This is a genomic window from Acidisoma sp. (assembly GCF_965199065.1).
In the GTDB taxonomy this organism is placed as follows: domain Bacteria; phylum Pseudomonadota; class Alphaproteobacteria; order Acetobacterales; family Acetobacteraceae; genus Acidisoma.
Genome location: NZ_CBDAQN010000003.1, coordinates 294,583 through 319,180, shown reverse-complemented (window position 1 = coordinate 319,180; position 24,598 = coordinate 294,583). Strand labels below are relative to the sequence as shown.

General features: G+C 65.2%; 18 protein-coding genes. 5 read left to right on the top strand and 13 right to left on the bottom strand.

What is annotated here, in order from left to right:
* Positions 1 to 41 precede the first annotated feature (41 nt).
* Complete coding sequence (locus tag ACOEQ1_RS09680) at positions 42 to 569, top strand: DUF2147 domain-containing protein (RefSeq protein WP_419759041.1); 528 nt, start codon at positions 42 to 44, stop codon at positions 567 to 569.
* Positions 570 to 586: 17 nt separating this feature from the next.
* Positions 587 to 1,972, top strand: coding sequence for an MATE family efflux transporter (locus ACOEQ1_RS09675; RefSeq protein WP_419759040.1), 1,386 nt, complete (start codon positions 587 to 589; stop codon positions 1,970 to 1,972).
* Here the strand turns inward: ACOEQ1_RS09675 and ACOEQ1_RS09670 are convergent.
* From ACOEQ1_RS09670 to ACOEQ1_RS09635, 8 genes are all read right to left on the bottom strand, one after another.
* Positions 1,962 to 3,167 (bottom strand): autotransporter strand-loop-strand O-heptosyltransferase, encoded by a 1,206-nt coding sequence (locus ACOEQ1_RS09670; protein WP_419759039.1) that lies wholly within the window; start codon positions 3,165 to 3,167, stop codon positions 1,962 to 1,964. The two genes, ACOEQ1_RS09675 and ACOEQ1_RS09670, sit on opposite strands and share 11 nt — an antisense overlap.
* 41 nt (positions 3,168 to 3,208) lie before the next feature.
* Positions 3,209 to 4,543: a glycosyltransferase gene (locus ACOEQ1_RS09665; protein ID WP_419759038.1), complete on the bottom strand. Its 1,335-nt coding sequence runs from the start codon at positions 4,541 to 4,543 to the stop codon at positions 3,209 to 3,211.
* A gap of 150 nt (positions 4,544 to 4,693) precedes the next feature.
* The gene (locus tag ACOEQ1_RS09660) at positions 4,694 to 5,575 is read right to left on the bottom strand and encodes a hypothetical protein (RefSeq protein ID WP_419759037.1); all 882 of its coding nucleotides are present in this window, start codon (positions 5,573 to 5,575) and stop codon (positions 4,694 to 4,696) included.
* Positions 5,576 to 5,786: 211 nt separating this feature from the next.
* Positions 5,787 to 8,813: a glycosyltransferase gene (locus tag ACOEQ1_RS09655; protein WP_419759036.1), complete on the bottom strand. Its 3,027-nt coding sequence runs from the start codon at positions 8,811 to 8,813 to the stop codon at positions 5,787 to 5,789.
* A gap of 3 nt (positions 8,814 to 8,816) precedes the next feature.
* Positions 8,817 to 10,646 (bottom strand): tetratricopeptide repeat protein, encoded by a 1,830-nt coding sequence (locus ACOEQ1_RS09650; RefSeq protein WP_419759035.1) that lies wholly within the window; start codon positions 10,644 to 10,646, stop codon positions 8,817 to 8,819.
* 254 nt (positions 10,647 to 10,900) lie between these two features.
* Complete coding sequence (locus ACOEQ1_RS09645) at positions 10,901 to 12,295, bottom strand: HlyD family type I secretion periplasmic adaptor subunit (protein WP_419759034.1); 1,395 nt, start codon at positions 12,293 to 12,295, stop codon at positions 10,901 to 10,903.
* A complete protein-coding gene (locus tag ACOEQ1_RS09640) occupies positions 12,258 to 14,519 on the bottom strand; it encodes a peptidase domain-containing ABC transporter (RefSeq protein ID WP_419759033.1) in 2,262 nt (753 codons plus the stop codon). Before ACOEQ1_RS09640 ends, ACOEQ1_RS09645 begins: the two co-directional genes overlap by 38 nt.
* A 225-nt stretch (positions 14,520 to 14,744) precedes the next feature.
* Positions 14,745 to 16,025, bottom strand: coding sequence for a M20 family metallo-hydrolase (locus ACOEQ1_RS09635; protein WP_419759032.1), 1,281 nt, complete (start codon positions 16,023 to 16,025; stop codon positions 14,745 to 14,747).
* A gap of 233 nt (positions 16,026 to 16,258) precedes the next feature.
* On the opposite strand from ACOEQ1_RS09635, the gene fusA reads away from it, so the two are divergent.
* Both fusA and ACOEQ1_RS09625 read left to right on the top strand, forming a co-directional pair.
* The gene (gene fusA, locus ACOEQ1_RS09630; RefSeq protein WP_419759031.1) at positions 16,259 to 18,355 is read left to right on the top strand and encodes an elongation factor G; all 2,097 of its coding nucleotides are present in this window, start codon (positions 16,259 to 16,261) and stop codon (positions 18,353 to 18,355) included.
* A gap of 77 nt (positions 18,356 to 18,432) precedes the next feature.
* Positions 18,433 to 19,152 (top strand): SDR family oxidoreductase, encoded by a 720-nt coding sequence (locus ACOEQ1_RS09625; protein WP_419759030.1) that lies wholly within the window; start codon positions 18,433 to 18,435, stop codon positions 19,150 to 19,152.
* Positions 19,153 to 19,197: 45 nt separating this feature from the next.
* Here ACOEQ1_RS09625 and ACOEQ1_RS09620 read toward each other — a convergent pair whose 3' ends face one another.
* Positions 19,198 to 19,932 carry an SDR family oxidoreductase gene (locus ACOEQ1_RS09620; protein WP_419759029.1) on the bottom strand — a complete coding sequence of 245 codons (735 nt, stop codon included), beginning with the start codon at positions 19,930 to 19,932 and terminating at the stop codon, positions 19,198 to 19,200.
* A gap of 111 nt (positions 19,933 to 20,043) precedes the next feature.
* Here ACOEQ1_RS09620 and ACOEQ1_RS09615 point away from each other — a divergent pair, with 111 nt between their 5' ends.
* Positions 20,044 to 20,940, top strand: coding sequence for a LysR family transcriptional regulator (locus ACOEQ1_RS09615; protein ID WP_419759028.1), 897 nt, complete (start codon positions 20,044 to 20,046; stop codon positions 20,938 to 20,940).
* Positions 20,941 to 20,971: 31 nt separating this feature from the next.
* Here ACOEQ1_RS09615 and ACOEQ1_RS09610 read toward each other — a convergent pair whose 3' ends face one another.
* Genes ACOEQ1_RS09610 through ACOEQ1_RS09595 form a run of 4 tightly spaced genes read right to left on the bottom strand, consistent with a single transcriptional unit; the run spans position 20,972 to position 24,565 of the window.
* Positions 20,972 to 21,574, bottom strand: a complete 603-nt coding sequence (locus ACOEQ1_RS09610) for a LutC/YkgG family protein (RefSeq protein ID WP_419759027.1) — start codon at positions 21,572 to 21,574, stop codon at positions 20,972 to 20,974.
* On the bottom strand, positions 21,571 to 22,968 hold the full coding sequence (locus tag ACOEQ1_RS09605; protein WP_419759026.1) for a lactate utilization protein B: 1,398 nt from the start codon (positions 22,966 to 22,968) through the stop codon (positions 21,571 to 21,573). The genes ACOEQ1_RS09610 and ACOEQ1_RS09605 overlap by 4 nt, the downstream gene beginning before the upstream one ends.
* Positions 22,965 to 23,708 (bottom strand): (Fe-S)-binding protein, encoded by a 744-nt coding sequence (locus tag ACOEQ1_RS09600; protein WP_419759025.1) that lies wholly within the window; start codon positions 23,706 to 23,708, stop codon positions 22,965 to 22,967. Before ACOEQ1_RS09600 ends, ACOEQ1_RS09605 begins: the two co-directional genes overlap by 4 nt.
* A complete protein-coding gene (locus ACOEQ1_RS09595; protein WP_419759024.1) occupies positions 23,705 to 24,565 on the bottom strand; it encodes a fumarylacetoacetate hydrolase family protein in 861 nt (286 codons plus the stop codon). Before ACOEQ1_RS09595 ends, ACOEQ1_RS09600 begins: the two co-directional genes overlap by 4 nt.
* Positions 24,566 to 24,598: the final 33 nt, after the last annotated feature.

Genomic DNA, 24,598 nt, shown 5'->3' with positions numbered 1-24,598 from the left:
AATGTTGATCGGGGGTGGCTCGTCATGAGGGAGCCGCCGTTTTGGGAAGGCTTGACGCGTTGGATGCGCAGCGGACGAAGCGGCCCGGAACAGGCTTGGCGACCGTGCTCATTCTGCTTGCGGCTTTGCACCATGCGTCCGTCCCTGCTCGAGCGGACCAGCCCTCGGCACCCAGCCTGATCGGATACTGGACCACCGAACGCAACCAGGGTGTCGTCCAGATCTACTCCTGCGGCTGGCGGACGCTTTGCGGCGCCCTGGTCGGGTTGGAACTCGACCATCCGGCCGATCCGACGCCAAAGACCTGGAACCGCCAAAGCGAATGCGACTACGTCTTCATCGTCAACCTGCGGCCGAGGTCCAACGCCTGGGTGGGCCGGATCACCAACCCCGACAATGGCCACACCTACGACGCCCGCCTGTCATTGACCGCTCCGGGCATTCTCAAGCTGAGGGGCTATTTTCTCATCCCGTCGCTTGGGGAGACCCAGACCTGGACGCGCTTTCCCGGCATCCCACCCGCCGGCTGCCGCATGTCCCCGCATGATTTCGGCGCCACGAGCGGTTAGGGTAAAGCACAGGCATCATGACGGCTCAGATCCTGCCTGCCTTGGCCTCACGCGCCTTTCTGCGCGAGATCAGGGTGCTCGTCCCGCTCGCTCTCCCGCTGATGCTCGGGCAGCTCTTCGGGATCGGCACCGATGTCATCATCTCGATCTTCGCAGGCCATCTAAGCGCCGACGTGCTGGCGGCTGTCGCTCTTGGCAGCAGCCTCTGGATCGTCGTCTTCATGGCCGTCCTCGGGCTCATGATGTCGCTGCAACCGGCGGTCTCAGCCCTCGACGGCGCGGATCGGGGCCATGAGGCAGGGCATCTCCTCGCCCAGGGCCTGATGCTCGGCTTTACGGCGGGCATCGTCGGTGGGCTGCTGCTGGCCCTTGGCGGGCTCGCCTTCGCGCGCGCCACGCATCTGCCGCCCGCCGTGCTTCCCGGCGTCGCGAGCTTCCTCCACGCAGCGGCCTGGTCGATGCCGGCGCTCGGGTTGCTCGCGGCCTGTCGTGGCCTGTCGGAAGGTCTGTCGATGACCCGGCCCACCATGATCTGCGGTGCACTCGGGCTCGTGGGGCTGGTCCCGACGGCCTACGTGCTCATCGACGGCGCTCACCTTCCGCTTTTCGGCGTGCTCCCCGGACGAGGCGCACAGGGCGCCGGCCTGGCCATTGCGTTCGTTTTCTGGTTGCAGGCGGCAGTCTATTTTGGCTGGGTCCGGTTGTCCGGCCGCTATCCGGCTACTGCCTGGCGCCGAAGCGCCTGGTCGCCCGACTGGCGGGTGCTCGGGCGCCTGCTGCGGGTCGGCGCTCCGATCGCGGTCACCATCGTGCTCGAAGTTTGCATGTTCTCGGTGGCGACGCTCATGGCGGGCCGTTTCGGAACCGTCGCGGTCGCCGCGCACCAGATCGCGCTGATGGCCACCGCCGTGTCGTTCATGGTGCCGCTCGGCCTATCCCAGGCAGTGACGGTGCGGGTCGGGCGCGCGGTGGGGCAGGGAGACCCGGTGGCAGTCCGCCACGCCGGGCTGGCTGGTTTCGCGGTCATGGCCGCCTGCGAATGCGTCAGCTGCGCGCTGATGCTCTTCTTGCCGAACACCATCGCCGGGCTCTTCACCCATGCGCCCGCGGTTATCGCACTGAGTGCCTCGCTGCTCACGCTGGCGGCCTTCTTTCAGTTCGCCGACGGCGCGCAGGTGGTCGCAATGGGCAGTCTCCGCGGATTGCCGGATACGCGGGTGCCGATGCTGCTGGCGATGCTCGCCTACTGGCTGCTCGGCGTGCCGCTGGGGGCCTGGCTCGCCTTCGGGCGCGGGCTTGGCGTTCCGGGTATCTGGATGGGGCTCATGGGCGGGCTGACCGTCGCGGCGGCGCTGCTCACCACACGCTTCCTGCGGGCGACGACCCCACAGCTCAGGCCATGACGGAGCGCGCCGCCACCAGGGCAGCGACCGCGGGCACTCGCCTGATGGTGCCGATGACCTGATGCGCGGTGATCAGCCGGCTGCATTCGAACATGCGCGGCGTGTCCTTGTGGCGAGGGCACCAGAGGAAGTCCTTGCGGTCGGCAGCGTCGAACGGTGCGGTGTCATCGTTCCAGCAGCTGTTGCAGGTGTGCCAGTTGATGACGCGATACGGCGTCGCGAACTCGTTCGTCGGGTGGGTGAAGCCGGAGATCATCACCACCGGAGCGCCCGCCGCCCAGGCGAGCCAGGACAAGCCGGAAGAGAGGCCGACAAACAACGTCGCGTGCCGCAGCCAGCGGGCGCGCTCGACGAGAGGCCGGTCGCCGGTCTCGTCCTCGGCTCCACGCGGCATGGTGTTGCGGATATTGCCTACGCTGGTCACCGGTTTCTGGTCGATGCAGATGACCCTGAGCCCGAGCCCCTTGAGGAAGGCGACCGTCTGGTCCCAGCCGTCCGGGTTGTTCCAATACTTGGCCTGACCCGTGGCTTGGGTCGCGATGCAGACATAGGGCTCCGGGATCGGCCTGCTCTCGTCGGGCAAGCTCAGCATGGGGCGCCGCTCACCGGGCGGGATGCCGAGCAGATAGGCGGCGTTCTCCTGCAGGCTGAGGGTGCGGCCTTCGCAGGTGTTCCACAGCCGGTCGCGGTCGCCGAAGAACATCATCATCTTGTAGGTCGCGTAATACGGCCGGTCGTCGGCCTCCGGGGGCGTCACGAAGCGAATCTGCGGATAGCTGTCCCGGAACAGCGGAATGATCAGCGCGGACATGCAACAGGTGAGGCGGCAACCGTGCTGCTCCGCGAAGGCCGCCGCATAGGGGAACCAGGCGATGAGGTCGCCGAGGGTGCCGATATGAAAGCGAACCAGCACATCGCGCCCGCGCGCATCGTAGGTGTGATCGACCAGGCGCGTCTCGCCGTCGAACACCTCGATCCGGCAGCGAAAGAACCACTTCTTCGCGCTTGCCACCATGCCGCGCGCGATCGTCTCGTCGTAGAGAGTATTCCCGGTGCCCGTATCCGAGAGGCGCACGCGCCAGACCCCCGTGGTGCGCGCCGGCACGAAGACGCGGGCGCCTTCGTTGAAATCGAAGCGGATGCCCGCGGGCGCTTCGATCACCGGCATTGCCGGAGGAGCATCGGCTTGGGTCATCCGGACCTACTCCCCGGGGTTTGAAGTGGCGAGACCGCAGGTCAGCCGCTGTTTGCCCTGGCTCCGACAGGAAGCGCAGCCTTCGCCGGGTTCAGGATTTGCACAGTCTTGAGACCGTGTTTTGGCTTCGGGCTCTGCCTTGGCTTGAGTGTTTGACCGGTCAACCGCTCGATGAGCGCCGCATAGCCGGCGAGATACGCCTCGCGGTCGAGATGCGCCTCGGCGAAGGTGCGTGCATTCGTGCGCAGAGCGCGGCCGAGCTTTGCGTCCTCCAGAAGGCGCAGAACGCTGTCCGCAAGCCGGTCCGGCTCCAGGAACGGCGTCAGCAGGCCGGTTTTCTCGTGGGTGATGAACTCACGCACCGGCAGGGTGTCGCTGCCGATGATGGGCGCGCCGACGGCCATCGCTTCGCGCAAGGACCAGGAGGCGACGAAGGGGTAGGTGAAATAGACATGCGCGTCCGATCGCCGCAGCAGATCGATGTGCGTTTCATAGGGAACCTGGCCGAGGAAATGGACCCGCTCCAGATCGAGCCCGCCCTTTACTTCGCGGAGGATGGTCTCACGCCAGCTCGATCCGTCGGCTGGAAGCGCGCCGTAGCCGGGCAGATCGCTGCCGACGATGCTGACATGCAGGTCGGGCCGCGCCCTTTGAAGCGCAGGGAGGGAGCGCATGAAGACATGGAAGCCGCGATAGGGCTCGAGGTTGCGGGCTATGTATGTGACGAGCTTGTGCTTCGGCTCCAGCCTGAAGCCGTCGGGCAGGGTAAGGTGGCGGCTGGCGCGTGGCGGGGCGGGGCTGCACACTGTAAGATCGACGCCCTCCCGCAACAGCGCGATGCGGTCCCGCGCCCAGGCCGGATAGGTGTTGAGCTGCCATTCCGTCGGAGTTTGTCCGTGGGCGCCGGGCAGGGAGAGCGCCGTCAGGTTGACGGCGTTCTTCGCCCTGACCATTGGCAGGCGGTGGTCCGCGAACGGGAATTCCGGGTCGAAACCCACGTCCTGCCCAACGAGATTGTAGAAAAACTCGAAGTAGCCGAGCAGCGGCGTGTCAGGAAAGACATCCTGCATGTTGAGCATTTCGCCCCAGCCGTGGTGCCCGATGATGATATCCGGCGTGAAGCCGAGCGCCTTGATCTGCCGGGCGGCCGTGGCCGCTGCCTCGGCCCGGCGTACGGCGATTTCAAACTCACGGGCATGTTCGTGAATGCGCTCATCCGACGCTCGCTGGGAGACATAGGCGATCTTCCGGACGTCGGCCACGTAGTTGCTGTTGGGCTCGCTGAGGAACACCACGTCGTGCAAGCCTCGGGTGAGATGCTGGACGATATGGACATACTGACCGGGGAAATTCTGGTGGACGAAAAGAAAGCGCAACTAAGCTTGTCCTATCCAAAACCCAACCGGTTTCGAGCGGGGATATCACGATCCAGACGCCACTACGACAAATTTGCCATGCTCGAACGCTCGCCCCCTACAGCGCCCTGAGACGCTGAGCGCGCTCCAGGGCTTATCCGCAATCCTGCGCTACCGGCGCACGGGTTTCGATGACGTGGCAACTTTCTGCAGGGGTTTGACGGCAGCCGCCGCTTTGGCCTTGGCCGGCGCAACGGCTTTGGCAGTCTCCTCCTTCACGGCAGCCGGCGATCGGTTGGCCGTTCTCGGCTTGAGTTCGATGCGCATGGCTTCAAGAGCTGCAAGCGTGGAGGTTTCACAGGCGTCCTCGCTGGTGAGGTTTTCGAGCTTCGTGCCATCGAGGAACGTCGCGCTGTAGCGAAGGTCGTAGAGCTTGTCCGCTGCGCCGCTGAGCTTCACCCTGAGGCCGAGGATCGGCAGGGCCATGCCCCGGCTGCCGCAGAACTGGCCGGATTCGGACCAGGGCGACATCCAGCCGCGCCCCAGAACCGCCTGGTAGGTGAGGTCGCCGGGTTCAAGATCTTTGGGCGCCGTCAAGCTGAATCCCTCGATCGCCATCTTGCTGCCTGGGGTGCCCACCCATTCTCCGAAGGCGCGTCCGGCGTCTCCCGTCCGCTGGATGTGGGCGATGATGTCATGGGGTTCCGTCAGCACCATCACCGGGCGGCGCGTTCCGGTCGCCGGCGGCGCGGGGGCCGTGGCGCCTTCCGCAAGCGCCGGCTCGGACAACCGCAGGACGCGCAGCTTCGGAGCGCTCTCGGCGCCGCCCCCGGCTGGCTGGTAGATCGTGACAAGAATCTGCGCCGGGCCCGACACAACACGGATGAGGGCAGAGTCGCCATCGCCGCTCAGCCAGCCATCCGGCCGGAAGCTCACGATCGTCACGTCGGGGTTGCCCGGGTCCGTCACCGAAACGCGCACGCCGGAGATCGTGTCTCCGGCTGCCTTCACCGAGCCGTTGACCAGGCAGAAGGTACCCGTCTCCAACGTCATCAGATGAGCCGATGCCCTCAGCTCCTGAACCCGGGTGTCGGAAGTTCTGGCTTGTGTTTGCCGTTCGGACTGGGACATGCAGCGCCTCACAATATTGGTCTCTTCAGACCGGCCAAGCGTATTTCGTTAGCCATCAGCAAAAAATCGAATCGCACCGGATGATCGACTTATAGGTGCATGGATTATCTACACCGCATTATGACAAATTTCTTTAAGATTGTGTCTCTGCCAAAGCAATAAGTGTGTTGTTAATCGCTAACGGAGGGAGCGCCAATGGCAAAACCCAGCCATTGTTAGTCGCGCGCACACGTTCTGCCTGTGCGCCGATGTCGAACACCGCCGCCTTCAGTCCGGCCGCCCAGGCATCGCTGAGTGCAAAACACCATGTTTCCGGCCAGATCGAGGGGATGAAGGCGATATCGGCACTCTGCGCCGTGATCTCCGCAACCGCTCTGTCGGGCAAGAAACGATAGGTGATCCGGGCGCGCCCGGTGTCGATCAACCGCATGTCGTCATGGGTATAGCCGATGACGACGAATTCGAGCGGGAGGTCACGCCGCGCCGCATCCCGCGCGCAGTCCAGGATCACGTCATAGCCCTTTTCCGTGCCGATCGCGCCGATGATCGCCACGCGCCGCCGCCTCGCCCCGTTGGCCGGTTGCCGCCCGAGCTTGGTTCCGGAACCTGTGGGGCCGGCGGAACCAAGGTCGGGGGCATCCGCCTCCCACGGGATCACCGCGCCGCGCAGACTGGGAACGTAGCGGCGCAACCGCTTCTCGGTGTCGCCAGTGGGGAAGACCACCAGCCGCGCGGCGGCCATATCGGACGCCGTTCGCCGGCGCAGGCCAGCGACCGAGATTTCCTCGCGCAGGCGGCTCCCGAGGTCGGCGACGCAGGCTTCGCACTGCACAGCCTCGGGTTCTCCGCAATAGCGGTCCGAGGTGGTCACCAAAGTCACACGCGGGCAAATTGTTGCATAATCGTGAACAAATATGTCCATCGGCACGTCCAGCAAATCAGCCAGAGAGAGCAGGGCGTGGTGATGACCAAGCTGATGATGCAGTTCGACATGCTCAGGCCGTTCGCGCCGCAGCAACGCAACCAGCTCCGGCAGTTGCTCGGGGATGGGGTAGCGCAGGTTGGGGAAGTCGCTCCGCCAGATATCGGTGTCCTCTCCGGCCGGTTCGACGAGACAGCCGCCGTCGGAGGCCGGCCTCAGGATGATGGGGCGCAGGCCTTGCGCCGAAAGCGCCCGGGCGCGGACCCGGATCTGGCGTTCCACGCCACCGCCTTCATCATGCGTGATCAGGATGACCGAGCCGCTTCCCGGTCTCGACCGTGCGACGCGCAACGAGCGCCAGCGGGCGAGGTCGAGGCGCCGGCGCGCCTCCGCGAGGGGGTCCGCCGCGACATGGCGCGCGATGAGGTCGTGGTAGCCCGGATGCAGCCGCTCCAGGAGCGTCAGGTTACGGCGGAGCAAGTGGGCGCGAGCCGCCCGGAAGGATTGTCCGCCGATGTGGCCGACGAAAACCCCGGTCGCCGCGACGTGGCGCCAGCCGAGATGGCGGGCGCGCAGACAGAAGTCGTTCTCCTCGCCGTAGCCCTGGGCGAAGATGTCCTCCCGGAACAGGCCGGTCTCCGCGAGGCAATCGGCACGGATATACATGCAGAAGCCGACGCTGGTCGGGATGTCGACGACGCTGGTGCCGTTCGCCTTCGCGGCCAACCGGTCCACCCGGTCGAGCATCGCCTCCGGGGGAGGCTTCTGCACGCTGTCGACGCGGGGATAGCTCAGGATGGTCGCGTCGTTGGAGAGCGGCGTGACGGTGCCGATGTCGGGCGCCGACCAGGCCGCATCGCGCAGCCGCTCCAGCCAGCCGTGAGGCACCACGGTGTCGCTGTTGAGCAGCACCACATCGCGCGATCCTGCCGCCACGAGCCCGGCGTTGGCGCTGGCCGGGAAGCCGAGATTGCGCGCGTTGCGGACCAGCCGGATCCGCCGCTTGCGGGCCAACTCGTCGAGAGCCGCCGAAAGCTCCGGTTCGGGCCCGGCGTCATCGACCACAATCACCGGCGTGCGGTTCGGCACCGTTTCCAGCACGCGGGCGAGACAGAGCATGGTCGTCTCGAGGCCACGATAGACGGGAACGACCACGGCCGGCCCCTGGCGAGGACGGCGCGCTGCGGCTCGGCGTGTGGGTGGCGGCGTGTCGGCCCATATCGGCACGATCGCAGGAACGGCCTTCCCCTGGCTCATCAGGCGCGCGGCGGCGACCGCGGATCCGGTCCAGAGCCCGGGATCGAGCGGGCTTCCAATCAGATCGCGTCCCGATTGATCACGGACATGCACGAGGCCAAGCCGGTCCTGCAAGGTCTCGGCCGGCACATGGAAAGCTTTGGGCGCCATGAGCCCGTCCAGGTTCGGAAACTGCGCCGGCTCCGCCGTCTCAATGGCGAGCGGTGGAAGCCGCCCAGCGGCTGAGCCCAATATGAGCCGGACCGAGGCCTCGGGATCGGCCGGGCACCAGGCCCAGCCGCGCAGGCCGCCACCGTCGGCCTCGACAAAGCCCTCGACCTGCCGCCTGCGGGCGAGGTCCATCGGGCTGCCGAGAAGATGATGGCCATCGACCGTCACCGATAGCCGCGCGGCGCCGGTCCATGATGCGGGCAGGCTCCAGCGTCCGTCGGCGCGACGGCGGGCAGGGATCGTCCGGCCATCAAGCGCGAAGCTCGTCCGGTCGGTCGCGGAGAGGGTGATACGGCCCGCCGCGTCTGCGCCGCACCAGCCGGGAAGGCCCGCCGCCGCGGCCGCACGCGCGGCGAGGCTCGGGAACTCGCCGTCCGTCGGTGGCGCGAATTTCGCCAGAAGATTTCCCATCGCCCGCGCGAGAACCGCATGGTCGCCCATGAGTGCCGCCGCGGCGACAAGGCCACGATGGGCCGGAAGGGTGTCGGAGTCGGCGACGAGGCGTTGGAAGGCCGCGAAGGCGGCGTGGTCCTGCTGACGCAGGAGCACGATGCCGAGCAGGAAACGGACCTGGGTGTCCTCCGGTCCGAGCCGCGCCGCGCGCTCGGCCCAGTGCCGGGCCGAAGCGAGATCGCCCGACGAGAGGGCAGCCTGTCCCCGCTCCCAGGCATCGACGGCGAGATCGAGCGTTTCGGGTCGCGGCCGCGACCGGTTGTCGCCGAGCAGCCAATCGAAGCGGACAGACGGCTTCGACCCCTCAGTGCCGGACATCGCTCAATAGTGGATGAGTTGCGGACCCGTTTCGCTTTTCGCGACCGTCTGCACGCGCAGGTTATCCGTGAGCTCGACAGGTTCGGGCCGCGTGTGAGCGGATTGCTGGGCATTGAGATTGGCGAGCTCCGTCGCTGCCTCACTGATGCCGCTGTCGAGGGCGCGCTTGAACCAGACCCGTGCCTCCTCGAGGTCCGGCGGGCCGGCGAGGCCGAGGCGAAGGTAGCGTCCCAGCATGAGCTGTGCCTGGGGATGGCTGAGCTCTGCCGCCTTGCGGAACCAGTGGAAGGCCGCGACCCGGTCCATCGGGACGTCGTGGCCGCCGCCGTAGAGCGCCCCAAGGCCGAACATGGCCCCGCCGTGTCCCAGTTCGGCCGCGCGAGCGAAGCAACGCGCAGCCTCGAAGTGGTCGCGCGGGCCGCCGCGGCCGTTCACCATCATCTCGGCCAGAGCCACCAGCGAGTCTGCCATCCCGGCATCCCCTGCCTTGGCGAACCAGATCCGGGCGGCGGCGGCGTCCGCCGGCACGCCGGTTCCATCGAGCAGCATGCGCCCGTAGTGGAACTGCGCGTTGACGATGCCGTCCGCTGCGCGGTGCATCCAGAAGGCGGCCCGCTCGGGGTCGCGCTCGACGCCAAATCCGCGCGACAGGCAGACGCTGAAATTGAACGCCGCGATCAGATCGCCGCTCTCGGCGGCCTGCTCGAACCAGGAGCGCATCCGGTCGGGATCGGCGTCCCGGACACTTCCCTGCAGCACGAGGTTCGCGAGATCGACCTGGGAGCGCGAATGACCGGCGCTCGCCGCACGCTCGAACCAGACCGCGGCCTCGTCGGCATTCCGCGCGACGCCCGCGCCGGTGAGGTAGAGCATGCCGAGGGCGCGCGCGGCCATCGTATGCCCGCCTTCGGCGGCGCGCTGAAACCAAACCGCCGCTTCGGCGAAATTGGGCGGCAATGACCCGCCCTTGGCGTAAATGTCGCCGACCATGGCGGCGGCTTCGATATCTCCGGCAAGAGCCGCGCGCCGGAGCCAGGATTCGCCCGTCACCGGATCGGGCTTCACGCCGCGGCCTTCCACCAGAGCAAGCCCAAGGCGGGCCATGGCCGAGCGCAGCCCGGTTGCCGCCGCCTTCGCATAGAGCTTGGCCGCGTGGATCATGTCCTTCTCGACGCCCACGCCATGCTCGAGCAGTACGCCGTGGAGATATTGCGCCATCGGCAGACCCTGTTCAGCCGCTTCCGCGATTTCCTTCAGGCCCTCGGCCTGGACCACTGTCTCTCGTCCTGCTCGCCGAAGTATGGCAAGGCCGAGGCCCAGCTTTCCCTGGGCGCTGCCACTCTTTGCAGCCTTACGATACCAGGCTTCGCCCTGCTCCAGGTTGCGGATGGCCTCGGGTCCGACGCTCAGGATGTACCCGAGAAGCGCCTGGCCGTCTGCCGATCCGCCATCGGCGGCGCGACGAGCCCAGCCCTCGGCGGCGATGAAATCCGGCTGGGCCGGCACGTGATCCGTGAACAGCGCCTGCCGCCCGCCTGGCAAGGCCTCTTCCACATGGCCGGTGACCAGCAGGGTTGCCAACGCAGCCTGAGCCTCGGCAAAGCCTTGGCTCGCGGACAACTCGAGCCACCGTCGACCTTCCGACCGGCTCGGCGGCACGCCTTTTCCCTGAAGGTAACAAAGCCCGACCCGGTATTCGGCGGCCGGCAGCCGGGCCTGAGCAGCACGAGCCACCAGCTTGAAGCCGGCATCCAGATCGCCGGCATCCAGAGCGGCCTCGCCCTTCTTCAGAAGCCCCGCCGCCCCGCCGAAATTCAGCCACCCGAAAACCAAAGTATTCGTCCTCGTTATCCGGCCAATCTGAGCGAGAGCGGCAGCGCCCGCAAGAGCTTCATCGCGCCTCAAACCCGCGATCGCGGGCGGTTCCCGATGTGCTGGATCTGACGTTCGTCGCCACTTCATCCGCAAGTGGCGACGAACTTTCCATCGAGAAGGCGCGCAGGAACAAAACGTAGCGGTATCGGTTCAGATGGTGAACCTCGGACCGGACGCTCCGCAGACGCGTGCGATCCTCAAAATCAGTTCCATCAGTTAGGCTCGCGCATTCCGGTCGCGAAGGCCGGCAGAACGCGTTTCATCAGATAAGCCGCTATCGTCCGTTTGCCGATTTTCACGTCAGCCTCGAGGGGCATGCCAGGAAGAAGGACAAAGCCACTTGGCAGATTGTGGAGCTTGTTCTGAAGGATCTTGATGTGAATGCGATAGAACAGGCCGGACGGCGGCCCGCTGCCGGAAATGTCGGAGACGGTTCCGCTCTGCATCTGCTCAGGACCGAACGAGTTCGAGCTGATCGTCTCGACCTTGCCCAGTAAGTCGCCGTACATCATGTAGGGGAGCGTCGTGAGTTTCACGTCCACCCGGTCCCCGACGTTGATGTAACCGGAATTCTGGCCGTTCAGATCGATCGCAGCATCCAGCGACGTTCCCGATGGCGTCAAGCTCAGGAATTGCTGACCCGGTGACAAAACCGAACCGACGGAGACGCTCGCGATGTTCAGCACGACCGCGTCCGCCGGTGCGCGCAGCATGACAAGCTGGTGGATTTCGCGATCCTTGGTAAGGGCCTGCCGCGCGGGCGCAAGACTGATCTCGGCCTGTTGCAGTTGCTGAGCCAACCCCGAAAACCATTGCTTGATGAAGGCCTGGCGCTGCGCCTGGATCGATGCGATATCGCTCACCGCCTTCCGCGCACTCGCTTCCGCATCTGCGAGCTGGCCGGCCATAGCGAGGCGGTTATCGGCGGCGGCCAGCGAGTCTAGCCGGCTGCCGACTTGCATCTGCTGCAGCTGGCTCCGCATCGATTCCACATTGTTCGCCAGCGCAAGTCTTTCCGCATACTGCCGAGAATCGCCTTCGGACTGCTGAAGCGTCGCCTGAAGGCTGAAAATCTGCTGGTCGAAGTTCGCGACGCCGGCCTGATACTGCGCCTGCAGTTCGTTAAAGGTCTGCAGCTGCAATGCCGAATTAGCGTCCGCATTTCCAGGTATGTAGGGCCGGCCACCCAATTCTGCTTGGAGCCGGTCGATCTCGGCCGTGTAATTGGCAACCTGATCCTGATCGGCCTGCATGTCAGCCGACGAGAAAGTCGGATCGAGTTCCGCGAGCAGTTGGCCCTTGCTCACCTGCTCGCCCGGATGGACCAGAATACTGTGAACGATCGACGTCTCCAGAGGCTGGATCTGCAGCGTCGGTTCGCTTGAGATAAGGCTGCCCGCACCGGTGACGACCTTGTCCGTCTTAATAACGAACGCAGCAGCGCCAATCGCTATAACCCCGAGGCCGATCCAAAAGGTAACACTCTTGGCCGAACGCGGAACCGGCGTTGCAATGAGGGCGGCCGTCGGCGACTGGAATTCAAGAACCGACAGCGCGTCGCCCTGAGGATCAGTCGCCTTGCGCGAGGACAGGAGTTGGCGAGCCATTGCGAGTGTTTCCCTGGTTGTCTGTCATATGGCGGTTCTGCTGCAGCCACAGCATCCGGTAGACCGGGCAGCGCTCGACCAATTCGGGGTGCGTTCCGACATCGAGCACCGTGCCGCGGTCCATGACGATGATCGCGTTGCACTCCACGAGAGAGGATAGCCGGTGGGAGACGATCACCATCGTCCGGCCCGTGCCGATGCGCTTGAGGTTGGCGTTGACCAGCGCCTCGCTCTCCGGATCGAGGGCAGAGGTGGCCTCGTCGAGGATCATCAGCCGTGGGTCGACGATGAGCGCCCGCGCGATCGCCAGCCGCTGGCGCTGACCGCCGGAGAGATTTGGCGATCCCTCCTGAATGAAGGTGTCATACCCCGCCGGCATGCGCTCGATAAATTCCTCTGCGCCGGCAAGACGGGCAGCGCGCACCACGTCTTCCATGGTCAGGCCCGGGCGGCCACCGATGATGTTGTCCCGGATCGAACCGCGGAACAAAAAGTTCTCCTGCAGCACGACGCCGAAGTTGCGCCGTAGATGACGCAGGTTGATTGAACGCAACTCGACGCCGTCGATCTTCACGAAGCCCGTATAGTCTCGGCTGATGCCCTGCAGCAGGCGCGTGACGGTCGATTTTCCCGAGCCGCTTCGGCCGACGAGGCCCAGCATCGTTCCCGGTGGCACCGAGAAGTTCACGTCGTTCAGGGCAGGGCGCTGGGTTCCATTGTAAGTGAAGGAAACGCCATCGAACTCGATCGCGCCCGCGAAGACGGGACGCAGGCCGCGGTCGACGCCCCGCACCTCTGGAGGATTGTTGAGGACTGCCTGCGCCTCACCCATTGTGGCACGGACATCTTCGAAATCCTGCATCAGCTTCGCGAAGCTGATCAGCGGCGACGCGACGCGCATCGAGATCATGGTGAAGGCCATCAACGACGCAACTTCCGCATCGTTCTTGTTGACGACGGCCAAGTAAGCTCCCAGCAGCAGCACCCCGTATTGGCAGTAGCGCTGCAGCGGGATCGTCAGCGTCGTCGGCCAAAGCGCCAAGCGTCCGGCCTGCAACCTGAGGTCCCCCGCTTGCGCCACGTACTCATCCCACTGGCTGTAGCGAGCCGATTCCAAGGCCAGGGACTTGACCGTCTTGATTCCGTGCAGGCTCTCGACCAGCACCGAGAACTTGCGAGACTCGGCTGCCGACACTTTTGCTGACAGCAGGCGGATCGGCCGCAGAAAGCAGGCGATGACCAGCATGATCAGCCCGGCCGCGGCCACGATGGTCCATGCGAGCGTCGCCGACATGAAGAACATGAGCGGCAGCAGCACGAGCAGCATCATCCCGTCGATGAATGTCGTGAGCAGCCGTCCCGTGATGAACTCGCGGATCTGATAGACCTTGCCGATCGCCTGGCCGATGACGCCGGCCTGAGTGCGTTCGAAATAATCCAGCGGCAATGCCAGCAGCCGCTTGAAAACGTACAACTGGATTTTGGCGTCGATCCGGGTCGACACGACCTGCAGAAGATTGCCGCGAGCATGTTCCAGAATGGCGTCGAGCACGGTCACGACGACCATGATGATCACGACCAGCAACAGGGTGCTCATGCTGCCGTACTGCAGCACGCGCTGGATCGCGGCAAAGACGATCAGGATGGGAATGATGGTCAGGAAAGTAATGATCAGGGAAGCGAATGCGACCGAACGGAGAATGCTCCGCTCCTGCAAGACGAGCTTCGTCAGGAATGCGAAACTCAGCGGAAGATCCTGCTCTGAATCGCCCCGCTGCGGACGGATGAGGATGGCCTCCCCGTCCCAGACCTGGTTAAGCCGTAACTCGTCGACAGGCACCGCCACGCCGCCACCCGTAAGCGTCGGCTCCTTCACGAAGATGACGTTCCGGTTCGAGTCCGCCTCGGTCATCAGAACGGCACCACCGTCCTTCATCAGAAGGAGAACCGGGCCCGACGCCTCAAGGCGAAGGAGTTGCTGCCATTTGAGCCGCACACCCTTGGCCCACATCCCTTGTTCCCTGATCCACTCCACCAACACGGCAGGCGACGGGACCGGAATGGACGGGTCGAGCCGGAACGTCGTCGGGTCGAGATCGATGCCATGGTAGCGGGCAATGGCCAAGGCGCCGACGAGCCAAGTATGGAGGCCAGGCTCGCGCCCGACAGATGCTTCATCGATCCGGCCTGAACCCTCGGGCGTCGGGTGGCTCGCAGTGTCCATGTCTCGTAAACCTTCCACCGGTCGCCCTTGGGGGGCATGTACGGTCCCAAGATGCCTGGCGGACGAGAGATCGACCGTTCGGCTTCAGCTTGAGCTTAGCCGCGCGTCTATATCGTTTTCTCGCGTTGCAAGATACAATTTAGTTCTCACGCTCTCACAAAAAGGGTTATCTCCTAAGTCTGCAGTAGTATAGTCGGCCTGCGGCTCGCTAGATTTTTACAAACGTTAACTTAGAATTGTCGTGTCCGCGTGAGCAGCCAACGCTGCGGCCAGAACTCGTGTTCCGGCGGCAAGTTGCGGGCCTGTCGTGAACTCGGCGGGGTTGTGGCTGACCCCGTCATGACTTGGAACAAAGATCATTCCGCTTGGCGCAACTCGCGCCACGAGTTGTGCGTCGTGAAAGGCGCCCGAGGGCATGGCGATCCAGCGCAGCGACAAAGCCTCCGCCGCAGCCACGACACCGGCGACGACCGCATGATCGAATTCAAGCGGCGGGGCGTTGAAGCTCTCCGTAATGGCAACGTCTTCCGCCTGTCCGACGGCGCTGCGTACCGTCCCTTCTACCGCATCGCCCCGCGCTGCGAGAAAGGCAGCATCCGGGTGCCGCAGATCGATCGTGAACCGTACTCGCCCGGCGATGCTGTTGGATGACCCGGGCTCCACCGTCAAACTGCCGATGGTGAAGCGCAGCCGGTCCAAGGGATCGGCCATGAGGTCGTTCAACGCCTGGATCGCCCGCACCGCCGCCTGCAAAGCATCCCGCCGTACCGCCATCGGCGTCGTGCCGGCGTGGGCGGAGGCGCCGGTGATCGTCACCGTGAACCAGCGGCTCCCCTGAATGCCGGTGACGACGCCGATATGCGCCCCCTCCAGTTCCAGCCGTGGACCCTGCTCGATATGCGCCTCTATATAGGCATGCGGCCGTCCGCCCAGCGGCCGTCGTGGCAGGTCGGCTTCCGCTGCCAGGTGCTCGCTCAGGGCGTCGCCGAAGCGCACGCCCTGTGGGTCGGCGATCTCGTCGAAATCCGCGAGCGGACGGTAGCCGGACCATGCCATGCTGCCCATGCAGCCGGGCGCGAACCGGCTGCCTTCCTCATTCGTCCAGGCGACGACCTCGAGCGGGCGTCTGAGCCTGACCCCGCTGTCCTGCAGCGCGCTCAACACCTCCAGTCCCGCGACGACGCCGTAGATGCCGTCGAAGCGTCCGCCCTCCGGCTGACTGTCCATATGGCTGCCCGTGAGCACGGCCGCCGCCGCCGGGTCCGTGCCTTCCTTTCGCAGCCAGAGATTGGCGGCCGCATCGACCGAAATCTGCGCGCCGGCATCCTCGGCCCAGCCAATGATGAGGCGCCGCGCCTCGCGGTCGAGGGCGGTAAGGGCTTGGCGGTTCACGCCGTTCCCGGGTATCGCGCCGATGCGCGCGAGCGTCATCAGCCGGTCCCACTGACGCCCTTCATCGACCGCGTCCGCCAGTGCTCGCGCCTGATCCATGCCGTCTGATCGCATTTCAGAAACCTTTGTCAGGAACGCGAACCGCGCGCCCGGGTAAAACCGCGCCACCGATATCCCCGCGCAGTCTTTGGGCCAAGCAGCCTTTCGCCAGCCGCAAGCCCCTTACGCTTGCTAATCGGCGGTCTGTGGCGCAAAAGACACCCACGAAAACACCGGCAATGGGCTGGGACGTGACCGAGCGCGCGGGGCGGCTTCCCCTGCCGCGCTTTTCTTGCATGGAGGCAATCGTGACCAGCACACAGCCGCTTGGCCTACTCCGCAATATCGGCATCACCGCGCATATCGATGCCGGCAAGACGACGACGACCGAGCGGATCCTCTACTACACCGGCGTCTCCCACCGGATCGGCGAGGTGCACGATGGCAACACCACGACCGACTACATGGAGCAGGAGCGCGAGCGCGGCATCACGATCACCTCCGCCGCCGTGACCTGCGAGTGGAAGGGCCACCGCATCAACATCATCGACACGCCGGGCCATATCGACTTCAACATCGAGGTCAACCGGTCGTTGCGCGTGCTCGACGGCGCCATTTTCATCATCGAGGGCGTCGCCGGCGTGCAGCCGCAGTCCGAGACCAACTGGCGTCTGGCCGACCGCTACAACGTCCCGCGCATCATCTTCATCAACAAGCTGGACCGGACGGGCGCCGACTTCTACCGCGCCTTCGACACGCTGAAGGAGAAGCTCGACATCGTGGCGCTGCCGCTCCAGCTGCCGATCGGCATCGAGGAGAACTTCATCGGCGTCGTCGATCTCGTCGAGATGAAGGCGATCATTTGGGAAGGCGGAGAGCTGGGCGCTGCCTTCCATGACGCCCCGATCCCCGAGGAGCTGGCCGAGAAGGCCGCAGAGTATCGCGAGCTGCTGCTGGATACCGCGCTCTCGGTCGATACTGTCGCCATGGAAGAATACTTCGAGAAGGGCGATGTCTCGGTCGAGACGCTGAAGCGCTGCATCAAGGCGGGTGCCATCAGCGGCGTCTTCCGGCCCGTCCTCTGCGGCACGGCCTTCAAGAACAAGGGCGTGCAGCCGCTGCTCGACGCCGTGCTCGACTATCTGCCGTCGCCGATCGACGTGCCGGGCATCAAGGTCGCGGCCGAGGAAGGCGAGGAGGACACCCCCGAGGCGCTGGCCAAGCGCCGCGTGATCCCGGCCAACCCGAACGCGCCATTCGCCGGCCTCGCCTTCAAGATCATCAACGACAAGTACGGCACGCTGACCTTCGTGCGCGTCTATTCGGGCGTACTGAAGTCGGGCGACACCGTGATGAACACCACCAAGGACAATCGCGAGCGTATCGGCCGCATGTTCCAGATGCATGCGGACAAGCGGGCGGAGATCAAGGAAGTCACGGCCGGCGACATCGCAGCCTTCGTCGGCCTAAAGGACACCGGCACGGGTGACACGCTCGCCTCCGCCGACGATCCGGTGGTGCTCGAGCGCATGGCCTTCCCGGTGCCCGTCATCGACATCTCGGTCGAGCCGAAGACCAAGGAAGGCGTCGAGAAGATGACGCTCGGCCTGCAGAAGCTGGCGAGCGAGGACCCCTCGCTGCGCCTCAAGACCGACCAGGAGACGGGCCAGACGATCCTCTCCGGGATGGGCGAGCTGCATCTCGAGATCATCATCGACCGTCTGAAGCGCGAATATGGCGTGGACGCGAACATCGGCGCTCCGCAGGTGGCCTACCGCGAGACGATCTCGCGGGCTCATACCGAGACCTACACCCACAAGAAGCAGTCGGGCGGTTCGGGCCAGTATGCCGAGGTGAAGATCGTGTTCGAGCCTCAGGAGCGGAATCAGGGCGTTCTGTTCGAGAACAAGGTCGTCGGCGGCACGGTTCCGAGGGAATACATCCCGGCGGTCGAAAAGGGCATCCGCGTCCAGGCCGATACCGGTGTGCTCGCGGGCTTCCAGACGGTCGACTTCAAGTACACGTTGGTGGACGGCAAGTACCACGATGTCGACTCGTCGGCGCTCGCCTTCGAAATCGCGGCGAAGGCGTGCTTCCGCGAGGGCATGAAGAAGGCCGGCCCGATCATCCTCGAGCCCATCATGGACGTTGAGGTGACGACGCCGAACGACCATGTCGGCGACGTGGTCGGTGACCTCAACCGTCGCCGCGGCATGATCCAGAACCAGGAGAGTTCGGGTTCAACCGTGATCGTGCGCGCGCACGTGCCGCTGAAGGAGATGTTCGGCTACATCTCGCATCTTCGCAGCATGACGAAGGGCCGCGCGTCCTTCACCATGCAGTTCCATCACTACGATCCGGTGCCGCGCAACGTGGCGGACGAGATCATGGCCAAGAGCGCCTGATCGGTTCACTTTAATGAGCCGGCGGAGGGCAACCTTCGCCGGCTTTTTTATGCCTTTGATACGGCGGGAGAAGAAAGATGGATTTGAGCGGCAAGCGTGTGGTTGTGCTGGGTGGGACCTCCGGCATCGGACTTGCGGTGGCGGAAGCCGTGGCTCGTGCGGGGGCAACGCCGGTGGTCGCGTCCCGGGATCAGGCTCGGGTCGACGCGACAGTTGCCAGTCTTCCCGCTGGTGCCGAGGGTTTTGCGGTCGATGTGACGGACGAGGCGGCGGTGAGCGGCATGTTCGAGCGCATTGGGCCGTTCGATCATCTGGTGTTTACGGCCGGCGAGACGTTGGCGCTCGGTGCCTTGGCGGAGACGTCGCTGGCGTCCGCTCGCCAGTTCTTCGAGACGCGCTACTGGGGCGCGTTGACGGCAGCGAAATACGGGGCGCCGTTGATCCGGCCGGGCGGTTCGATTGTGTTCTCCTCCGGAAGCGCGGGCCTGCGGCCGAGGGCGGGCTGGGCGCTCGGCGCAAGCATCTGCATGGCCATGGAGGGGCTCACGCGAGCATTGGCGGTCGAGCTGGCGCCAATCAGGGTCAATGTCGTGACGCCCGGGTTCGTGCGGACGCCGCTATGGCAGAACATCCCGGAGGACGATCGTGAGGCAATGTTTGCGGCCGCGGGCGAGAGGCTGCCGGTTGGGCGTGTGGGCGAGGCCGCGGAGGTGGCCGAGACCTACGTGTTTCTGATGCGTCAGGGTTTCGCGACCGGGCAGAGCTTCGTGGTGGATGGCGGCGGCGTGCTGGTCTGATCGAAGCCGGCGGAGGGCGACCTCCGCCGGCTTTTCGCTTGAGGCTTACACCTGGGTCGCCAGCGGCCGCACCACGATTTCGTTGACATCCACATCGTTCGGCTGCTCGATTGCAAACTGGATGGCGCGGCCGATCGCCTCGGGCTGGATCGCCATCTTACGATACGTCACCATCCGCTCACGGGCGACGGGGTCGCTGATCGTGCTCGCAAGCTCCGACTCCACAACGCCCGGGTAGATGCAGGTACAACGGACTGCGGCACTCTCCTTTCGTAGCCCCTCCGAGATCGCGCGCACCGCAAATTTGGTTGCGGCGTAGACCGCTGCAGTTGGCTGCACGACAAAGCCGCCGACGGATGAGACGTTGATGATCTGACCGCCGCCTTGTGCCTCCATGCGCGGCAGGACGGCCGCGATGCCATGCAGAACGCCACGGATATTGACGTCGATCATCCAGTCCCACTCATCGATCTTGAGCGCCGCAAGGGGCGAGAGGGGCATGACACCGGCGTTGTTGACGAGCACGTCGATCTGCCCGAACTCCTCCATTGCGAACGCAACGAAGGCCTCCATGTCGGCGCGGTCCGCGACGTCGAGGGTGCGGAAGCGCACAGTGCCGCCGGCCAAAGTTAGCTCTTCCGCAATGGACTTGAGCCGCTCGGAGCGGCGCGCACCCAGCACGACACGGGCGCCGTTCGCTGCAAGAACGCGTGCGGTGCCTTCGCCGATCCCGCTCGATGCACCGGTGATCAGCACGACCTTGTTGTTCAAGCCTGACATGATGAGCTCTCCAGAGTGTGCGCAGGGTATCCCGCGTCTCGAAAGCAACTACGCCTTGGGCGATCATCCGTGCATTCGCTATGATCGGGATGGGTCGTTTAGGAAAACAGGATGATGGGCCGCCCGAGTCTGGACAGTCTGTCGAGCTTCGCCGCCGTCGCCCGCACGCGCAGCTTCACCCGAGCGGCGGCGGAGCTGCGCGTATCGACGTCAGCTCTCAGCCACACGATCCGAGAGCTGGAGGCGCGTCTCGGCATCCGGCTGCTGCAGCGGAACAGCCGCAGCGTCTCTGTCACACAGGCGGGCGAGCGGCTGCTGCAAACGCTCGGGCCGGCACTTGCCGATATCACAGGCGCGCTCGAAGAACTAAATCGGGAGCGTGACCTTGTTTCCGGCTCGGTCCGGATCACGGCCACGCGCAATGCGTTCGAGACGGTCATCGGTCCGATGCTGCCGGGCTTTTTGGCGGCGCATCCTCGCGCGCACGTCGAGGTGTTGATCGACTACCAGCTGCGCGACATCATCGCCGAACGTTTCGATGCAGGCATTCGCATCGGCGAAAAGCTTGAGCAGGACATGATTGCGGTGCCTGTCGGGCCGGCGCTGCGAATGGCGATTGTGGCGTCACCTTCCTATGTTGACGCTCATGGCGCGCCGCGGACCCCGCAGGATCTCGTCGGGCATCTTTGCGTGAACTACCGCATGATGGCGTCAGGTCAGACGCTCGACTGGGAATTCGAGCGGGATGGCCGCGCGCTCGCCATCAAGGTCACCGGGCCACTGACCTACAACGAGCCCGAGATGATGATCGAAGCGGCCGTCGACGGCTTGGGAGTGGCATATGTCCTGGAGGATCAGGCGAAGCCGCACCTCGTAGCGGGGCGGCTTGTCCGGCTTCTGGAGGATTGGATGGCGCCGTTCCCTGGCTACTTTCTCTACTATCCGTCGCGGCGTCAGATGCCGCCGGTGCTTTCAGCCTTGGTCGCGGCTTTGCGGCGGAGCCGTTAGTGCATGATGGCGAGGTAGGTGTCCGATCAACCTAAGCGGCTGGCGCCGACGCTTTCGCAAACACCACCGTCAAACTGCGGACGCCTTGGGCGCCGCGGATCATGACGCCTTCGATATCCGCTGTCGCCGATGGTCCCGTCATCAACGAGACGTACCGGGCATCGGCGAAATCAGGCCGCAGATAGGCATCCGCGATGCCGGGCACGACCGCGCCCGGATCGAGCAGCACGATCAGATGCTGCGCCAGATAGGCGATCGTGTTGACCTGCAATTCGCGGTCACTGAGGAACACCGACCCGGTTTCGGCAACGCCAAACCGTGCCCGCACAACCGCGACATCGACGTTCTCCAGATCGCGCGGGCGGTTCACCGCATCGACGCGCGCGAACTCCGGCAACTCATCCGTAGCCGTGCGGATCAGCGCGCCCTCGCCCGCCCGCGCACGGATGAAGGCGCCCAAAGCCTCGCCTTCGGGCAGTGCCACCCACTGGCCGCCCATCACCGCGAGGCTTACCCGGAAAGCGGCCAGCAGATCACCCTCGACCCCTGGGAACCGCGGAAGTTCAGGCAGGGGATGATCGCCGGGTGGCCGCGCGGCGCGAAGAGCGGCGAGAATATCCTCCCGCGCGCTCACGTCTTTGGCGGCCGGTTGCGCGCAGCCCAGGCGGCGAAACTCTCGCGCGGCGCCGCCGGCACCTCACGGTCGCGGCCCCAGGCGTTGAGCCGGCAATAGAGCAGCGCGCGGGGCAGCATTCGCACCGCCAGGCGTGCCGATGCGGTGGCGAGGCGGTAGAGCCTCGGCGAGGCCAGGACCACGCCCATCAGCCGCACGCCGAACACCTTCTTTTTGGGCAGGAAGCCGCCCTCGGCGATCAGGCGGCGCCATTTGTAGAGCTGGTCGTGGATATTGATCCGCACCGGGCAGACGTTGGTGCAGCTGCCGTTCAGTGTGGAGGCGAAGGGCAGGGCCGCATAACGCGCCGGATCGTAGGCTGGGTTGATGATCGCCCCGATCGGCCCCGAATAGACGGCGCCGTAGCTGAGGCCGCCTGAGCGGCGGTAGACCGGGCAAGTGTTCATGCAGGCGCCGCAGCGGATGCATTTGAGCGAGGTCCAGAAATCCTCCTGGCCGAGCCGCTTCGAGCGACCATTGTCCACCAGCACGATGTGCATCTCGGCGCCGTCACGCGGACCCCGGAAATGCGAGGTGTATTGCGTGATCGGCGAGCCGAGCGCGCTGCGCGACAGCAATCGGATGAACACGCCGAGGTCGGCCTGACGCGGGATGAGCTTCTCCACCCCGGCCGACACGATATGCAGGCGCGGCAGGTTGGCGCTGAGATCCGCGTTTCCCTCGTTGGTGCAGACAACGACGGCGCCGGTTTCCGCCACCAGGAAGTTGGCGCCGGTCATGCCGGCATCGGCATCGAGCATCAGCGGTCGTGTCGTCATCCGCGCGTGCTCGGCGAGCGCATGCGGGTCCGAGTTGTCGGGGTCGCCGCCGATGGTGCGTGCGAAGACACGTGCCACATCCGCGCGAAGTTTGTGCACAGCCGGCACTACGATATGGCTCGGCATCTGCCCGTCCAGCTGCTGGATGCGTTCGCCGAGATCGGTCTCGGTGAGGGTGATGCCATGGCGCTCCAGGAACGGCGCCATCTCGCACTCTTCGGTCAGCATCGACTTCGATTTCGCGATCGTCTTCGCGTTGTGCTGGCGGAGGATGCGGAGCACGGTCGCGTTGTGCTCGTCGGCGTTGCGCGCCCAGTGCACCTGCACGCCATTGGCGAGAGCCTGTGCCTCGAACTGCTCGAGGTATTCCGGCAGGCGGCTGAGCGTGTGTTCCTTGATGGCGGAGGCGAGGTCGCGCAGCTCCTGCCATTCGGGGACGCCGTGCATCATGCCGTCGCGCTTCTGCCGCAGCTCCCACAATCTCTTGTCATGAAAGGCGAGATGAGGTGCGTCGGCAACGAAGGCGGCAGCAGCGGCGGCGTGGTCAACAGGCCTGTGTCCGGTCGTGCCACTCATGCGCGGGCTCCGTTGAGGATCTGCGCGATATGGATGAACCGCAGTGGCACGCCAGCGCGTTTGGCGCAGCCCTGTTGATGCATCAGGCAGGAGGTGTCGGCCGAGACGATGTACTCCGCTCCCGCCGCCGCATGATCGCGCACCTTGTCGAGGCCCATCCGGCCGGAGACAGCGTCCTCGGCGACCGAGAAGGTGCCGCCGAAGCCGCAGCACTCGTCGGGCCGGGCCGGCATCACGAACTCGATGCCCGAGACCTTTAAAAGCAGGTCGAGCGGCTTGGAAAACGGCGTCTCGCCGAGTTCGGACATGCTGGCATGCCGCAGCGAGCGGAGCGTGCCGCAGCTGTTGTGCAGCCCGACCTTGTGAGGAAACTCGGCCCAGGGAAAGTTGTCGACCTGCAGCACGTCATGGAGGTATTCGACGAGTTCGTAGGTGTTGGCGCGCAGGTGGCGGACGCGGTCGGTCTGCGGAATGGCGTCGAAGTGCGAGCGCAGGTGGTGCACGCAACTGCCCGACGGCATCACGACGGCGTCGAAGCCCGCGAAGAGATCGACAAAATGCGCCTCGGTGCCTCGGGCCGCGGCTTGGACGCCGTTATTTGCCATCGGCTGCCCGCAGCACGTCTGGCCTTGCGGGTAGGTCACATCGACGCCTAGGCGCTCCAGCAGTTCCAGGCTCGCGATGCCCACTTCTGGAAAGAAGGCATCGATGAAGCAGGGGATCGCGAGCCCGACTGTCATTTTGCCTGGGCGGTCCAGGCCACCACGTCTTGCCGCTGCTCGCCGAGCTTCTCGATCCCGAGCGTCATGACATCGCCGGGTTTCAGGAAGACCGGTTCGGGCTTCATGCCCATCCCGACGCCCGGCGGGGTGCCTGTCGTGATGATGTCGCCGGGCATCAGGGTCATGAACTGGCTGATGTAGCTCACCAGCGTTGCCGCGCCGAAGATCATTGTGCTGGTGGAGCCAGTCTGCATACGGCGGCCGTTGACGTCGAGCCACATGCCGAGTGACTGCACATCGCCGACCTCGTCCTTTGTCACCAGCCACGGACCGGTAGGGCCGAACGTATCTGCGCCCTTGCCCTTGTCCCATGTTGGGCCGCGCTCGATCTGCCATTCACGCTCGGAGATATCATTGACCACACAATAGCCGGCGACATGGGCGAGGGCGTCGGCTTCCTCGACATATTGAGCCTTGGTCCCGATGATGATGCCGAGTTCGACTTCCCAATCGGATTTCTTGGAGCCTTTGGGAATGATCACGGTGTCGTTGGGGCCATGGAGCGAGGTGATCGCCTTTGTGAAGACGATCGGTTCCTTCGGGATGGGCATGTTGGCTTCGGCGGCATGATCGGCGTAGTTAAGGCCGACGGCGATGAATTTGCCCGAGCCCGCCACCGGGACGCCATGACGCGGAGTGCCTTCGACGAGGGGCAGGCTTGTGGGGTCGATCGCGGCGAGCGTCGCGAGTGCTTCCGGCGAGAGCTGGGCCGGCGTGATATCGGCGATGTGACCGGAGAGGTCGCGGATTTTGCCTTCGGCGTCGAGGAGGCCCGGTTTTTCGGAGCCCAGCGGGCCATAGCGCAGCAGTTTCATTGGTTTGCGTCTCCCGGTTTCCCCGGGGCTTGC

What these genes read in the sequence shown, in the direction of transcription:
- ACOEQ1_RS09605 (WP_419759026.1), bottom strand. Translation starts at nt 22,968, where the DNA reads ATGAGTGGCACGACCGGACACAGGCCTGTTGACCACGCCGCCGCTGCT.
- ACOEQ1_RS09670 (WP_419759039.1), bottom strand. Translation starts at nt 3,167, where the DNA reads ATGACCCAAGCCGATGCTCCTCCGGCAATGCCGGTGATCGAAGCGCCC.
- ACOEQ1_RS09660 (WP_419759037.1), bottom strand. Translation starts at nt 5,575, where the DNA reads ATGACGTTGGAGACGGGTACCTTCTGCCTGGTCAACGGCTCGGTGAAG.
- ACOEQ1_RS09595 (WP_419759024.1), bottom strand. Translation starts at nt 24,565, where the DNA reads ATGAAACTGCTGCGCTATGGCCCGCTGGGCTCCGAAAAACCGGGCCTC.
- ACOEQ1_RS09620 (WP_419759029.1), bottom strand. Translation starts at nt 19,932, where the DNA reads ATGTCAGGCTTGAACAACAAGGTCGTGCTGATCACCGGTGCATCGAGC.
- ACOEQ1_RS09655 (WP_419759036.1), bottom strand. Translation starts at nt 8,813, where the DNA reads ATGTCCGGCACTGAGGGGTCGAAGCCGTCTGTCCGCTTCGATTGGCTG.
- ACOEQ1_RS09645 (WP_419759034.1), bottom strand. Translation starts at nt 12,295, where the DNA reads ATGGCTCGCCAACTCCTGTCCTCGCGCAAGGCGACTGATCCTCAGGGC.
- ACOEQ1_RS09615 (WP_419759028.1), top strand. Translation starts at nt 20,044, where the DNA reads ATGATGGGCCGCCCGAGTCTGGACAGTCTGTCGAGCTTCGCCGCCGTC.
- ACOEQ1_RS09625 (WP_419759030.1), top strand. Translation starts at nt 18,433, where the DNA reads ATGGATTTGAGCGGCAAGCGTGTGGTTGTGCTGGGTGGGACCTCCGGC.
- ACOEQ1_RS09640 (WP_419759033.1), bottom strand. Translation starts at nt 14,519, where the DNA reads ATGGACACTGCGAGCCACCCGACGCCCGAGGGTTCAGGCCGGATCGAT.
- ACOEQ1_RS09635 (WP_419759032.1), bottom strand. Translation starts at nt 16,025, where the DNA reads ATGCGATCAGACGGCATGGATCAGGCGCGAGCACTGGCGGACGCGGTC.
- ACOEQ1_RS09675 (WP_419759040.1), top strand. Translation starts at nt 587, where the DNA reads ATGACGGCTCAGATCCTGCCTGCCTTGGCCTCACGCGCCTTTCTGCGC.
- ACOEQ1_RS09600 (WP_419759025.1), bottom strand. Translation starts at nt 23,708, where the DNA reads ATGACAGTCGGGCTCGCGATCCCCTGCTTCATCGATGCCTTCTTTCCA.